We start from the raw sequence: 14092 nt of genomic DNA, 5'->3' as shown, positions 1-14092 counted from the left end.
CGCCTTACTGGATCTATGCGGTTACAGTTTTGCACCGCGATACGCGCAGTTCAGTAGTGTCATCAATGATCTGTTTGCCGTAACTGAAAATGAACACGGCGGCACCAACCTTGCCCTGAAAAAGCCCATCAGGACGAATGTCATCGAAACGGGATGGCAGGATATTAGGCGCATTGTTCTGTCACTTCAGACAAAGCGAACGACACAGGCAATGCTGGTAAGAAAGTTGTCTGGTTATCCTTCGGGGCACCCGACATTACAGGCGCTGACGGAGTATAATCGACTGGTCAAAGCGCAATATTTACTGGATTACATAGACAATGCCAGTTTGCGGCAGTACGTTCAGCGTGCCCTTAACCGGGGAGAAGCGTGGCACTTCCTGAGACGGGCTATTGCGTCGGTGAATGGCGATCAGTTCCGAGGCAAAAACGAGAGTGAAATCGCTATCTGGAATGAATGTGCAAGATTGCTTGCCAACGCGATCATCTACTTCAACTCCGCGATACTGAGTCATCTGCTGGGACACTTTGAAGCGAGAGGAGATGAAGAGAAAGCGGGTATCACTCGTGCTGTTTCGCCCGTTGCGTGGCAAAATATCAACTTAAGCGGAACGTATAACTTCACTAATACTGGGAAATTGCCCAATATTGGCGAAATAACAAGGCCGATAGTGGATGATTAGGCTCCAAGCTGAAAGTAAACCACCTCCGCAGCCATTTATTGGTGTGGTCTACAGAGGATTATGTCTTTTTAGAGGGGAAAATCCCTAGAACCCCACTCTATTAGCAAACCAGCATCTGTTTTTTTGGGGTAACCACTCTCCAGCGTCCTTTCCACACTTACCGTTGTCACCACAACGGTTTACAGTAGGTGAAGCTAATGTAAGATTCAGGAGATCACTGGCAAATTGAATGCGCATTTCACTGGATTGTGAGCACATTCCGCTATCATGTGCTTCACTTGTTGACACTATATGCTCAATGTCTGTGTATCGGTCAGATTCAAAGTAACTGCCAGTGTAAGGGCCATATATCAATCCCCCCATACTACTTACTATGTGATCTTCTACTCGTTGAGAATAGTTGTATTGTTGAGATTTATCGTATGGAGAACATCTATTCTCAGGTTTGACTATTAAACCCCGCCATATCTCTGTTGAATAAGCATCAAAAGAAACCAATAAGATGCTTGTAAGAACAGCTTTAGAAATTGTTTTCATAAACTTCCATTGATTATTATGGTACAGCAATATACTTGAATGCACTAAGCCCAAGCCTTTTGGCATTCGCTCTTGCTGCGGCCTTATTCTTGAATGGATAGATCCCATAACTAGCCAATGTATCTAGTGCCACATCTACCGAATCAATTAACCAAATATCACGAACACACGGAGGACTTCCAGATACTTTAACGTGAAATAAATCTCCATTTTCATCTAATGAAGAAATAGTTTTGGAATCCACATAATTTAGATCAATGTGAACTATCTCACCGTCACTTTTGTAAAACCTGGGATAATTATGAACTGTAACTAGAAGATATCTCATACTATATATTTGCCTTTTGTAGTTAATTTGTCATCGTTTAATGATTTACAGGCGGTATTGCCTCATAGCTAATGTGGTATATTTTTGCATTCTATTAATAGGTGTTCGCATGCACATAACTGTATCTAGTTCTGATAAAAATTTGGACTCTGAACATCACACTTTTGAACAACCTTCCTTGCTGCTTAAAAATCGTATTAAAAGCCCAGAAGCCCAATCCAAATTAAAAATTCTCCGTCTTTCTGATTCAGTACTCAATTGCCACTGTGTATCACCACCAGCCACAATGTATCTACGTAAAAGGGGGGATTACATATTCATGGTGAATCATTATGAGCATGGCCAACATCTGCAAAATTGTCCCTTGTACTCAGACATAAAAGGTTGCAGAGAAGCGGTAAATAGAGATATTTCGCCCTGAGGAATCCCCTAATGATTTTGATAAAAATCATAAATTTAAGGTAGATGCACATCTTGTCATGTGATCAAATGGTTCTGAGAAAAATCAATAACCAGACAACAAGATGTGCGAACTCGATATTTTACACGACTCTCTTTACCAATTCTGCCCTGAATTGCACTTAAAACGACTCAACAGTTTAACGCTGGCTTGCCACGCATTACTTGAATGTAAAACGCTCACTCTTACCGAACTTGGTCGTAACCTGCCAACGAAAGCCAGAACAAAACATAACATCAAACGAATCGACAGATTGTTAGGTAATCGTCACTTGCACAAAGAGCGACTCGCTGTATACCGTTGGCATGCCAGCTTTATCTGTTCAGGTAATTCGATGCCCATTGTTCTTGTTGACTGGTCTGATATTCGTGAGCAAAAACGGCTTATGGTATTGCGGGCTTCGGTGGCACTACATGGTCGTTCTATTACTCTTTATGAGAAAGCCTTTCCGCTTTCAGAGCAATGTTCAAAGAAGGCTCATGACCAATTTCTAGCCGACCTTGCAAGCATTCTACCGAGTAACACTACACCGCTCATTGTCAGTGATGCTGGCTTTAAAGTGCCATGGTATAAATCCGTTGAAAAGCTAGGTTGGTACTGGTTAAGTCGAGTCAGAGGGAAAGTGCAATATGCAGATTTAGGTGCGGAAAACTGGCAACCTATCAGCAACTTACATAGCATATCCTCAAGTCGCTCAAAGACTTTAGGCTATAAGAGGTTGACTAAGAGCAACCCAATTTCATGTCAAATTGCACTGTATAAATCACGTCCTAAAGGCCGAAAAAATCAGCGTTCGACACGGACTAATTGTCATCATCCGTCACCTAAAATCTACTCCGCTTCGACAAAAGAACCATGGGTTTTAGCGACTAACTTGCCCGTTGAAATCCGAACACCAAAGCAACTTGTTAGGCTCTACTCGAAGCGTATGCAAATTGAAGAAACCTTCCGAGACTTGAAAAGCCCAGCCTACGGTTTAGGCCTCCGTCATAGCCGAACTAGCAGCTCAGAGCGCTTTGATATCATGCTGCTAATCGCCCTAATGCTTCAACTGACATTTTGGCTTGCTGGAGTTCATGGTCAGAAACAAGGTTGGGATAAGCACTTCCAAGCTAACACTGTCAAAAATCGAAATGTACTCTCAACAGTGCGCTTAGGGATGGAAGTTTTGCGGCATTCTGGCTACACAATAACGAGGGAAGACTTGCTCGCGGCTGCAACCCTGCTTGCTCAAAATCTATTCAAACATGGTTGTGCTTTGGGGAAATTATGAGGGGATCCCTCAGTATTTCGCCTGAGTCCGAAGAATCAGATTTTAATACCTTTATTTATCACAGAGCGCTCCCTTCTACTGGAACTGATTCAACTAATCCAAAGTCAACTTCAACACGAACGCCCAGTGTACGGCATGGAGAGAGTAAGTTAGAAAGGCTGTATTATCATTTATTAACCGACACACTATCAAATTGGCATTTCTCCGGAAAATCTATGTCGGCTGAACAGCACTTATTCAAACTTAAGAGGTCTGCCAATAAAATCCTCTTTGGAAGTAGTACTCTTGATAAATACATATTTATCGGACCAACAGGTTTGAGATACGCTTTTTCAAAACTCTATCGTAAAACCGGGGCTGGGTGGAAAGGCCCTGGACGCCCACAAGCATTTTGCATGTTCATCACCAATACTATTGAGTTAAAAGAACATTCTTTAGTAATTGATGACACGTGTCTGTCGTTTACCCGTTTGGTGAGCCCTTTAGCCAAATCGGCACTTAAAGAAGTGGAAGGACCTTATTTCGTCTTAGCAACCTTATGCCAAATGCACTCAGAAAGAATTAAGCTACACACCGTTTACATCCAACCAATCGTTTCATTGACAAATCAGGTACCTATTACTTCATCATTTGAACGCAAGGTTTTTACCGCACTAATATCTAAAATCGATAATGGCTCAAAACGTTACAGTATTCAGAAAATACTAACCACTCAGATGCAAAGAAACACTTCGGACTACTCCACGCCGAGCTTTATCTTGCAACTGAAGAATAATCATGGAAAAGTGATTTACCGGAGTATGGTTCAAATTGACGATTCGATTTATAACTTAGATAGATTTAGTCGCTCACCCATTTCTCTATGGCGTGTTAACCACTCAATGACAATATCCCCTGATGAGCCAATAGATATTGCCACAGAAAAGATTCTTTAAACTATACGAGTTTTGACGTTACTCGAGCTCATCCGGTCAGACAGAGATCGACGTTTAGGGAAAACAACTATCAAGAACAAAATCGGCACCGTTAAGCAAATTAGAGTACCGAACAAACGATACACATAAGTAGAAACCTCAACGTTCTCACCTTCTTTTCCTTGCACCTGAAGTTTGAATATTTTTTCCCCTAACGTCCTCTTCAAAAGTATGTATTGGCCCATCATCGTAAAGAAAAAGAACACATAGAAATAACCTATGCTTTGGATAGTCAACGCATTTAGTTCAAAGACGTAAAACTCTAAAATACCGAATAATAAGCTAATCAAACAATAGTCGGTTACAAATGCCAAAAATCTCTTTATCACGTACCAACTCCGTTTAATAAAATATGTTCTTTAACCCTATTGATACAATCAATGTAAACATCTTTGTCAGTCATATCATCGACTTCACCCTTCTTCTTGATGAGTGCTTTCATATCTGGGAACGACAAAACCTGTCCTAATGCAATATTCAATTCATCATAAGGTACTGAGTCACCTAATGCCTCTTTTACTTTTCTTCTGACATGAACATCTTCGGCATCACTTGCTAATGACCATACTAAGCCAGGAGGTAACACCGATACGATAGGTTGAATAATTGGCGCTTGTATTTTCTTCAGCTTACCTATGTACAAGATTCCGCGCCCCATGCCATTTAAAATTCCAGCTTTACCGACATACGATTCTATAGATTCAAACTCATCATCTGTTAGCTTAAACTGTTCCTTAATCACCCGTTCTGTACCTACACCTGGGATGTTGCAAATGAAGGTATTAGTAGCCAAGTCGCGAATAGATGGAGGGAAAGCTTCGTACATCTGTGTCAATAAAGTGATGATCTCACGATACTTACGCGCTGTTTTTACTTCTTTATCAAAGTTTTCATCTAACTCAGGACATTGAGCCTGTTCGTATTCGTCTTGGAAGTAATACTTGGGTAAAGGCTTTTTCGCTCGAGCAATTCGAAGTGCACGCTTATAAAACACAGGATCTGCATCATTTTTTACATCATCTTCATGTACCCAGAAATGCCTTTGAGCTAGACCTTTTGCAAGAATAAACCATGCATTTTTCATCGCTGCTGGGGCGGAATCTACAACTGGTTTAGCGTTTACAAACAGCATTGAAAGGTCAGAGTAATCTACCATCGGATATGAGCCTAAAATTGCGCTATATCGATCTGTCATCAGCTGCACTGAAGCACCAATTAGGTCCAGTAGTTTTTCTCCTCCAACTTTGAAAGAACCCATAGCGCTTTGCTGTTCAGCCGACTTTACCTCTTTGGGTAAGTCAGAGATCAGCGGCCAAATATACCTATGAGCTATTTTTGACAATCTTAGGAAATATTGTCGTTGAGCGTTAGATATACCTTCTTCATTCGATGCTTTGTATAGGGCATTACGGGCGTTTAGGTAGCTGTACGACGACTCGCTCTTTAAATGTTTTTGTACAAGATGGTGAGCAAGCTCTTTCTGTATTTTATCGACGCCGGGTTGCGAAGGGTCAATTTTCCTAGGCTGTGAAATAGCCTTTGCTACCATACTGTCAATTATTGCTGAAACACAGTTATCAAGTTGTACGTGGATTGGCTGTTTCGAGCCACCATTGACTATCTTAGTAACAAAAGCAGTCGCAGTGTTGTTCTCCGGCTTAGCCAATTTATTGTAACCATATTGTGGCTCAAGCATGTTGTAAGCGCTTGTCTTTTCATTGGCAAGACTGATTGCCCCTACTTTAGCTCTATCCTCTTTCTTCAGGTTTGCCCTAACAGTTTCGGCAGTGAATAATATTGACTCACCATAGTCGACCCCCGCAATAAGAGGCAACGATGTCGTTCCAGCTAAGAAATGCATTGCCCTGGTTAATACACCAGCTTGAACTGACTTACCAGAACCCATAGATCCACTAACTAAATTCAAGTGATGTGACTGTGTTGAATCAAAGTCAATAGGCCATGGCTTGCCATCAGGTGTGATATAGAGCAATACGCCGGAGTCCCACGGCGAGGCAGGACGTATGATTGGAGCGGACGAGAAGGCTGTTTCAATACTGTCATTACTCGCTCTCCCAACAGGCCTTGAGCTATAGCCAGGTAAAGAGGATAAAAGGCCCTCTATAGGAAATGAGCACATACGTTGCCTTTCCCCTCCCCAACCTCTAAGTGCACTTTGTACGGCTTTGAAACGTGTATTAGTTTCCGTTTCGTTATCACCCCAAACAGTCACCGACATATAACACTCTACTGCACACCCTCCTTCTTGAATGAACTTTGTTGTCTTATTACAGGCTTTCAGAATTTCACTTGATATTGGGTTAGTTTTAGCAACGAATGTGGTGAGACTCGATTTAGTCATTTTAGAGGTTTGTATACTTTGGGAGCCAGAAACCAGAGTGTACGATATACGCATAGGAACATCTCTGTTAACTCGGTTTATAAAACTCCTCATTAACATAGGCTCATCCCCGACTAAGTAACGCTCAAGCGTGGTATAGCAGTGACCATTGAAAAACTTAAAGTCAGGTCTTTTAGCATCCTCAAAAGGCTGTTCTACTATCTGCGAATGTATGGAGCTATGCCCAATCTCATCAGTATCAACCTTGTAGGTATGATTGCTCATTATTTTAGGAGATGATTCTTGTCGTGTGGATGGTTTCCAACGGTCCTGGTTTTCAAAGTCTCGGTATAGAAGATCTCTGATTTCCTTTAATGCACGATGAGACTCTAGTTTTTCGAATAGAACGTACTCAGAAAAAATATTAGTCATTTCTGTAACAAAAGAACGATGCTGGTCGTAAATCTGCATCGTTTCTACCCAGTGATTCTGGGTCTTAGAGCTACTGCTTAAACTGTGACCATATTCATCTGCCAATTTTTTTCTATTTTCATTACCCTCTTTGATGTTTGGTCTATCAAGAGTTTGGGGTGTCGTAGTCAATACAATATAGGTCATCTCTGGCTTAATTAGCTGAGAAATGAGGCTCTTTTCAGTCTTGTTTAACTTCTCATTTTGGTAGCCCATCGTTTTTGATACAGAGTCCACTGTATTAAGACACTTGTTCACAAAGCTCTCAGAACGACTTGAATCAATATCGATAACAAAATCTATTCTGTTTCCACTGTCTGTAAAATTTTGTCGAGCTCTACTTGCCATAAAGTCAAGTATGGCAAGCTCCTGCTTATTTGAGTAGAACCTGTAAGCCCCGTTCAACTTTAGTAGGGTAACCATTGAACCATCGTGAGTTAGCAGTGAGTGAGGGTCAATGCTTGATGTTGTTTCTAATTGACAAATCTCATAGGGTTTATAGGCGATTAGATTCGCTAAAAATGAAAGAGCTCCCATTAGATAGTTAACCTCTTTACTTTCTTCGCAATAACTGGTTGAGTATCCACTCTTCTTGTAGATAGGGCTGTGATTAATTCACTCATTTGAGCTTTCTTATCCGCATCATCTAGCTGTTCAATTTGATCTAGTTTAATGACATCCTGTACCCCAAACGAGTTATGAAACTGTGAGTTAAGCTTTCCGAACACATTCAAATCTTGAAGCTTTTTGTATGTCTCGGGCATTTGACCATCTGAGAAAATTTCTAGCGGTTCAATTTCCATTTTCTACACTCCGATATCTGGCATTGCGCCAAATTTTTCTGCAATAATATTGGCTTTTTTTACATCTTGGCTACTTAACCAAACCCTTGCCGCACCGACACCAAACCCACCGCCGACGAAACCTGCTTTCATAAACGCTTCCGCAAGTTTGGAGCAAATAATCCTGTCATATGCTCTGAGGTACACTCCCAGGCCAGTAGCTTGTTTTTGACTTCCTAAGTGGACTTTATCGGCTAAGGCACACCAAATATTTTCACTGACCACACCTTTAGAGTAACTATATCTATTTTTTGATAGGTCTATTTCAGGCCTTACATCCAACTTACCAGCATTAGTTTTCAGGCCTCCCAAAATTTCAACCTCACAGTAACGTAAAATATCAATAACCTCTGGAAGAGCAGCCCATATTCTCGTTGTAGATTTCACACCTTCGATTCCAAAGGTAAAACTTTGAGCTCGCTTTGGGTCGATAGACTTTACTTTGATATTTAGAATTGCAGCAGTATTTTTATGGAGGTTCTTTAAACCTATTATGACTTTTTCTGTATCAGGGAGTAGTACTTTGTTTTTATATCCAGCAACAATTGGCCCATCGCTACTAAACGTAAATTCTTCCCAATTGTTATCCAAAGGAAAGTTTTGATTCATTAAGTATTCGAAATGCGCAACCCTTGGTAAGGTATAATGATAGATCTTTCCGTTTGCAGACTTTACAGTACCTTGGAATGACTGATACGCATCATTTAATGCCGCTTTAGCTGAAGCGTCTGCGAGTTCACTTATATTTAGTAGTTCAGAAGGTAGGAACCCTTGTGATTCCAGGTATTGTGGGATTTCACCACCAAGGCGATATCGAAGGTAGTCCGGATTAAGTTCGAATTTACCCTGTAGATCTGCAGCAATTGACTGAACTAGCTTTGCTAAATGTTGAATACCTTCAATATCTTTTTTAACATTCAACTCCCTCATTATCTGTTGTAAAGACAACCTTAAATATTGCGACGAACGTAGGTTAGGTACTTTGTAGAGGGCTTCTTTTTGAAATATAGAGTGTTGAATGTTAGTTACCCAAATTGTAGACATCTCCAAATCAGAATAGGAACTAAACTCCTTCACCTTGCCATCGACACAAGAGAATCCACTCCTAGGTTTTTTTTCATCGTTGAATATCGCTACGCCATATGTGTTCATTAATATCCTATCCTTCTAAACTAGAGATATGGTTGTTCACTATTTCTGGCCAATTGTTTGGGTCATAGAAATCTGAAAAGAAGTCTTGGTTCCTACTCCACTCCTCTATCTCTCGAGAAAAGGGATCTGGAGTAAACAGCAACCTTAAATGAGGGTACTTTAACTGACGTTCGGAATACTCTTTGTCATCCATAGCACGAAAGTCTTCAGCTAGTGCCCTAATGTTGGTTATTTTGTACACTTGACTTACTTGCTGCGCCGTAGCAGAAAGGAGCTCGATCCAGAGCCCTGTATCGCGTGCAATACGCAGAAGCGTAGTACCGCATTTTTCTGGACCTTGGATTTTTGCTAAGTAATTTGCAACCCAAGATATTCGAACGTAAGCATTGAGCTCCTCCTGGGTCAAAGAGGGACAAAAAACTAAAGTGGCAAGTTTATTATCTGCAACAAAACCCAGATGTTCACACATATGACATAGAGGGCATTTACACTCAAAGTTAATGATTTCGTTATGTTTGTGATTCCCATCCTTGTGATGAACATGTTGATACTTTTCTGAACGAAAATGGCAATCAGTACATCGATAGTCAACATCTGATAAAAACTCCACCCTTTTTAGTTGAAAGTCTTTATCATCAGATGGTTCTGGTGGTTCTGATAAACGCCATTGATGGCTTCTACTAACACCTATGAACATTACTCACCTATATATGTCATTTGTGGATATTTTACAATACCCCAATTATCATAATAATTGGGATGATTAACAAGGAATAATTTGGAGAGGCGTTAAGTAAGCGCTTATACCAAGATCGAACTGAGTACTTTTCCGATTGATATCTTTATAACGTGGGCAGGTGAACAGTAGAGGATGGCGAGCGATTATGAGTAAAGATGTGGCTTCTTTCTTTTTCTGTTGCTTATAAATACTGATGTTTCGGGTTATCGATTTATGCTACGCCATAGCTGTTTAATAGTGGCATTTGTATGATGCTTGCGGTTAGTAAACCATTTCCGATACAAAACGCCATCGGTCGCACCGATATTACCTTGATTACCTGCTAACCAAGCTCTGTGCAACTCACTTCTAGCAACCAGCCGCCTAAAACTTCTTGGCAAGAAAAGCTGCTCATACCCAACAAAATAGGCTCGCTCGCATATCAGTTTATATACACTTGTCATACAGTTTTCCTTATCCAGTTAATGTTTCTTTTTAGGTTTCAGCAGCGTCTTAACTAGCTTATCTATCTTACGCTTCTGCTTGTACATGGGCGGTTGTATAGGGCAACATCTAAGAGATCACTTAGCTCTCCAACAGCATCACCAGTTTTAGTCGGGTTTACTGACCTTTAAGCACCACCCCCAGTTCTTCTAGTGGCCATACGAGTGTCTAGTTCTTATGTTGAACATGGCTCCCTCTTTGTTATCAAGTTGTTCTGATGGCATTAATCCATTTGAATCGCCTATTTTGACAGTTGTCATAAGCATGTAGGTGTAATTCAATACCTTTTACACAATCTAGTTGTTTACAATCTCATTTTTTGCCGTTTTTTCCGTAGATAAAACCATACACTGCAGTAATAAAAGCGAAAATGAAGAACCACATTAAATTTTCATTCTCGATTAGAGTTTCTAGAGAAAAATCTAGGACAAATCGGACTAAGAAATAGGCACTAGCAAGGGCTGAAACGTTAGTAATAAAGTCCGCGAACTTCCGGTGGTTAGGTTTTGGTTCTGGCATGTTTTTTCCAATGTTGATTACAGCCCATGTCTAGGGCTGTATTTGTACTGTTTCTCTGCTCGCTTTCTTAAGCAAACAGCCTCAAAAAAGTCACTTGTGCTACTAAGGTACTTTTGCTTATTACCCACTCCGATGTAGGCGACAAAGTAGCCATTGATCTGTTTCACTCCAGTCACACCAGTTTTGTTGCGGCGACTTCTAGCTAAATTTCTCTGAGCAACGCAGTTGTCCCCCTACGTAAATTGCTCCATTTATCATTTAGAGAATCACCATCTTTATGATCGATGATGAAATCAGGAAAATGACCAGTCATTATTGACCAAGCGATTTGACCAGATGTGTACTCTTTACCGTCAATGACAATTCTGCGCCACACGTTGCCTTTCTTCCGCTTGACGCATCCCGCAACTAGATTAGCTCGGCGGCCTCTGCCCAACTTTTTCCACTGGATGATGCCACTATCAGGGTCATAGGTGAGTTGGTTTCTAATCTAAGTTACTAATTCCAATACTATCTTCCAACGTTAAATTCGCTCTAAAACTGGCAACTGAAATGAGCCAGTTGCGCTTTGTAACCAAGCACGATGTATCTGAGTGCGAGCAAGTAGCTTCCTAACCAATTTGGGGACTTCTTTTTTGGCTTTATCGGCTTGGTTATATGACCAGATCTGCAATGGCTCGTAACTATCTCTATCCAGCAGGAACTACTCTTTATATCCAACTTTATTGGGATTTCTATTACCAAATCTCTTTCTAGCCAACCACATCCCTAAGAACTGGAGTACGACAATCAAGATCATCACTGAAAAAGCCATTTCACGATTAATAACGCCAACGAAAAGTAACACTAGACTTAATACAAAACCGATGACAATTGCTTGTAAATGGTGCTTATGTAAAGAGGTTCCTTTAGGTTGCCAATATCTAGCTAATATATTGTCTAACATAAGGTGTTACCTACATCTTGATGAGAGCGTTAAAGAATAGTTCTCCATCAGTGAAAGCATCTTGCAACGTCAAACCGTATGCTCTGTGCATCCATGCGGATTTCAGGACTGATAGCCTACACTTAACTTGAAATTCTGCTTCTTCTTTATCTAAATTTGGATACCCAGCAACCCCCAATAATAGGTCATGTATGCGCTGATTAGATTGGCTCAACTTGATTATAATTGAAGGAGTAGTGATATAGTTTAGTTTCTCTTTAGATACCTCAGTTAGCTCCAACTCTGTAGCAATCACATCAAACCATAAGGTAACTTGTTGTACGCAGATGGAGCTATCGGCATTTGTATATTCACTCAGGCTATCACTAATTTCTTTAGCTAATACTATTTTCATTTCTTGTTAGTCCTTGGTCGTTGTCTTAACTTTTTCTTTAAGGTCTGCGTTCTTATTTTTGAAGCATTTTTACGGTTCTAAAAGGTAAATCTAAGGTTTTTATGAGCTAATATGTTCCCTATCCTAATTAACCTACTTTTTTAGCTAAAGACTTTGCCAGTCCCTCGTTAACAAATGATTTCCAATTTTCTTTAGTTAGTTCTGCCTCGACAACTTCTTCTTCGACTAGCGAAATGATGATTTCTCGATTAATTAGGTTTGTAGCCATGTCTAAATCATGTAAACGAAGGAACGATGTTACACCCCACAGCTTATCTGAATGAAGTTCCAAGCTATCAGGTAGACCCATAAGAGCAGCGAAAGCAAAATCACCTTGTCTTAATCCCCTGCAATGCAAAACCATCATATCTTCAAATCCAAGATAGATTGCTTCTAATGGTTTATCCTCATCATCGTTTGGCTTTAGATGAACTAACCATTTATCCTGATGGACATCAACTAAGTGATTCATCCCTTCATAGTTTTGTAAACCTCGAAGGTTATTGGACATGAGCACACCGTAAACCAACTTTAGTTTTAAATGATCATCATTTAATGGTGTGTCAGGGTTTAGCACACCCTCCTCTCCACGATCTAGAATAGGTAACTCAGCAGCATCTACCAAAACAGCTAAATCTTTTTCGGTATGGGGCATCTGCCATACTGCATATTGCATTTCATTCTTTGACAAAGTTTGCACTCCAAGTTGTTATTACTACTTCTATCAAAGGCACTCAAATCAACCTGTTAAATGCCTTTTGCACAAGTTCGATTTTTCCAATACTCTCAAGTTACTTAGTGAGTGGGATAGAATTTGAATCCATAAAAGAATCAACCTGTTTAACCAAGTCTACTGCTGTCGGCTCTGTCTCTAACGTTGACCGAAGTTTGTTGATTGTTGAAACGCACTCCTGATTAACTTTGAGAGTAATTTCACCTAGGTTGTTAATGTTGGAGTCACAAGCCAATTCCAACTTTGCATCAAGTAAACTTAGCGCAATAGAATGACCTAATTCGATTACCATTTCTTCTTGAGTCGTTGCTTGAGCTTGCAAGGAAAGAGCAGCTAAGATCGTAGCTACTAACTGTATTTTCATATTTTCGATTTTCCCATTACTTCAGCGACAAAAAATCGCCTGTGTATTCATAGTTGACAAGCGCATGTAAATCTCGCCTATGAGAAGGCGTTGCTTCTTCTTTAGCTTGCTCATAAAACCACTTTCCCGCACCATAAAGATCATTGTTGATGTCTAGCCACGATACATCATATTAATTACCATCTTTTTTGTTGATGGAATCAAGACGCTCGTTCCAAGTTCAACCATCTACATGCTTCACCAAAGAACGCATGTTTTCCTTAGATTTTTCAGTTAATTCAAAAGCGAATGGGTTAGAGGTGTTTGATAGTTTATCTAATTCAAGGTCATCTCTAGTTTCAGTCTTACTCCTGTTTTAGTCTCCTATTTTTAAAAGTTCAGCGTTCACATACTGCCATGTTGTTGAGTTAAACCAGTTAATCGGATCTATTTCCCTGTCTGGAACCAACCAATGAAAACCATCTTTTAATGCTTCTTTGTCTAGGCAATACTTATTATTATCTAAGAACCTATCCCAAAAGGAATTGTCAGATAATACATAATGATAATTTATGAGGGCAACGTATGGCAGGTAATAAGTGGCAAATCAGTGATGAACTCTGGGAGAAAATGGCTCCTCTCATCCCGGAACATAGAACTCAACACCCGCTGGGTACGCACCGCAAGCGGGTTGATAATCGCGCTGCAATGAACGCCATTTTCTTCGTACTCAGGACGGGTTGCCAGTGGAATGCGCTAAATGCCACCGGTATATGCTCGTCAAGCTCTGCTCATCGCCGATTTCAGGAGTGGCGGGATGCTGGCGTATTTGAACG

The 14092-nt window shown here is 40.4% G+C and carries 16 protein-coding genes; 4 read left to right on the top strand and 12 right to left on the bottom strand.

The genetic code is table 11. The annotated features are described in order from the left end of the window. On the top strand, positions 1–682 hold a 682-nt coding region (locus tag R7Q41_RS23120), incomplete at its 5' end, for a Tn3 family transposase (protein ID WP_206947111.1). A gap of 84 nt (positions 683–766) precedes the next feature. On the opposite strand, the gene R7Q41_RS24530 is transcribed toward R7Q41_RS23120, so the two are convergent. Continuing rightward, on the bottom strand, positions 767–1045 hold the full coding sequence (locus R7Q41_RS24530; RefSeq protein ID WP_225455855.1) for a DUF1524 domain-containing protein: 279 nt from the start codon (positions 1043–1045) through the stop codon (positions 767–769). A gap of 1026 nt (positions 1046–2071) precedes the next feature. Here R7Q41_RS24530 and R7Q41_RS23115 point away from each other — a divergent pair. Together R7Q41_RS23115 and R7Q41_RS23110 are read left to right on the top strand one after the other, a co-directional pair. Further along, positions 2072–3280: an IS4 family transposase gene (locus R7Q41_RS23115; RefSeq protein ID WP_032073033.1), complete on the top strand. Its 1209-nt coding sequence runs from the start codon at positions 2072–2074 to the stop codon at positions 3278–3280. A 215-nt stretch (positions 3281–3495) separates the two neighbouring features. Further along, positions 3496–4215, top strand: a complete 720-nt coding sequence (locus tag R7Q41_RS23110) for a hypothetical protein (RefSeq protein WP_203347283.1) — start codon at positions 3496–3498, stop codon at positions 4213–4215. On the opposite strand, the gene R7Q41_RS24525 is transcribed toward R7Q41_RS23110, so the two are convergent. From R7Q41_RS24525 to R7Q41_RS23060, 11 genes are all read right to left on the bottom strand, one after another. Then, a complete protein-coding gene (locus tag R7Q41_RS24525; protein ID WP_025767057.1) occupies positions 4212–4583 on the bottom strand; it encodes an RDD family protein in 372 nt (123 codons plus the stop codon). The genes R7Q41_RS23110 and R7Q41_RS24525 overlap by 4 nt on opposite strands. Further along, a complete protein-coding gene (locus R7Q41_RS23105) occupies positions 4580–7603 on the bottom strand; it encodes a hypothetical protein (protein WP_203347281.1) in 3024 nt (1007 codons plus the stop codon). The genes R7Q41_RS24525 and R7Q41_RS23105 overlap by 4 nt, the downstream gene beginning before the upstream one ends. Next, on the bottom strand, positions 7603–7869 hold the full coding sequence (locus tag R7Q41_RS23100) for a hypothetical protein (protein ID WP_025634882.1): 267 nt from the start codon (positions 7867–7869) through the stop codon (positions 7603–7605). Before R7Q41_RS23100 ends, R7Q41_RS23105 begins: the two co-directional genes overlap by 1 nt. Positions 7870–7872: 3 nt before the next feature. After that, the gene (locus R7Q41_RS23095; RefSeq protein ID WP_025634881.1) at positions 7873–9060 is read right to left on the bottom strand and encodes a hypothetical protein; all 1188 of its coding nucleotides are present in this window, start codon (positions 9058–9060) and stop codon (positions 7873–7875) included. 7 nt (positions 9061–9067) lie between these two features. Then, entirely contained in the window at positions 9068–9757 is a 690-nt protein-coding gene (locus R7Q41_RS23090) for an HNH endonuclease (protein ID WP_025634880.1), read from the bottom strand. Positions 9758–10594: 837 nt separating this feature from the next. Beyond that, complete coding sequence (locus R7Q41_RS23085; RefSeq protein WP_025767061.1) at positions 10595–10801, bottom strand: hypothetical protein; 207 nt, start codon at positions 10799–10801, stop codon at positions 10595–10597. Between the two features lie 202 nt (positions 10802–11003). Then, positions 11004–11177: an HNH endonuclease gene (locus tag R7Q41_RS23080; RefSeq protein ID WP_140050538.1), complete on the bottom strand. Its 174-nt coding sequence runs from the start codon at positions 11175–11177 to the stop codon at positions 11004–11006. A gap of 327 nt (positions 11178–11504) precedes the next feature. Then, the gene (locus R7Q41_RS23075; RefSeq protein WP_025767062.1) at positions 11505–11747 is read right to left on the bottom strand and encodes a hypothetical protein; all 243 of its coding nucleotides are present in this window, start codon (positions 11745–11747) and stop codon (positions 11505–11507) included. 10 nt (positions 11748–11757) lie between these two features. Beyond that, the gene (locus tag R7Q41_RS23070; RefSeq protein WP_025767063.1) at positions 11758–12141 is read right to left on the bottom strand and encodes a hypothetical protein; all 384 of its coding nucleotides are present in this window, start codon (positions 12139–12141) and stop codon (positions 11758–11760) included. A gap of 127 nt (positions 12142–12268) precedes the next feature. Then, positions 12269–12871 carry a hypothetical protein gene (locus tag R7Q41_RS23065; protein WP_140050539.1) on the bottom strand — a complete coding sequence of 201 codons (603 nt, stop codon included), beginning with the start codon at positions 12869–12871 and terminating at the stop codon, positions 12269–12271. 100 nt (positions 12872–12971) lie between these two features. Then, positions 12972–13277 carry a hypothetical protein gene (locus R7Q41_RS23060; RefSeq protein ID WP_169567642.1) on the bottom strand — a complete coding sequence of 102 codons (306 nt, stop codon included), beginning with the start codon at positions 13275–13277 and terminating at the stop codon, positions 12972–12974. Positions 13278–13841: 564 nt separating this feature from the next. Between R7Q41_RS23060 and R7Q41_RS23055 the strand changes: the two genes are divergently transcribed. Continuing rightward, the coding region (locus tag R7Q41_RS23055) for a transposase (protein ID WP_206937396.1) at positions 13842–14092 on the top strand (251 nt) is incomplete at its 3' end.

Source organism: Vibrio sp. 2096, from assembly GCF_033339595.1.
Taxonomy (GTDB): domain Bacteria; phylum Pseudomonadota; class Gammaproteobacteria; order Enterobacterales; family Vibrionaceae; genus Vibrio; species Vibrio alginolyticus.
The sequence above is the reverse complement of the archived record's forward strand: the minus strand, read 5'-3'. Positions and strand labels throughout refer to the sequence as shown.

Bases quoted from the DNA above. Each gene is read 5' to 3' on its own strand.
- R7Q41_RS23095 (WP_025634881.1), bottom strand. From the start codon at position 9,060: ATGAACACATATGGCGTAGCGATATTCAACGATGAAAAAAAACCTAGG.
- R7Q41_RS24530 (WP_225455855.1), bottom strand. From the start codon at position 1,045: ATGGGGGGATTGATATATGGCCCTTACACTGGCAGTTACTTTGAATCT.
- R7Q41_RS23060 (WP_169567642.1), bottom strand. From the start codon at position 13,277: ATGAAAATACAGTTAGTAGCTACGATCTTAGCTGCTCTTTCCTTGCAA.
- R7Q41_RS23110 (WP_203347283.1), top strand. From the start codon at position 3,496: ATGTCGGCTGAACAGCACTTATTCAAACTTAAGAGGTCTGCCAATAAA.
- R7Q41_RS23115 (WP_032073033.1), top strand. From the start codon at position 2,072: ATGTGCGAACTCGATATTTTACACGACTCTCTTTACCAATTCTGCCCT.
- R7Q41_RS23090 (WP_025634880.1), bottom strand. From the start codon at position 9,757: ATGTTCATAGGTGTTAGTAGAAGCCATCAATGGCGTTTATCAGAACCA.
- R7Q41_RS23085 (WP_025767061.1), bottom strand. From the start codon at position 10,801: ATGCCAGAACCAAAACCTAACCACCGGAAGTTCGCGGACTTTATTACT.
- R7Q41_RS23105 (WP_203347281.1), bottom strand. From the start codon at position 7,603: ATGGGAGCTCTTTCATTTTTAGCGAATCTAATCGCCTATAAACCCTAT.
- R7Q41_RS23075 (WP_025767062.1), bottom strand. From the start codon at position 11,747: ATGTTAGACAATATATTAGCTAGATATTGGCAACCTAAAGGAACCTCT.
- R7Q41_RS23100 (WP_025634882.1), bottom strand. From the start codon at position 7,869: ATGGAAATTGAACCGCTAGAAATTTTCTCAGATGGTCAAATGCCCGAG.
- R7Q41_RS23070 (WP_025767063.1), bottom strand. From the start codon at position 12,141: ATGAAAATAGTATTAGCTAAAGAAATTAGTGATAGCCTGAGTGAATAT.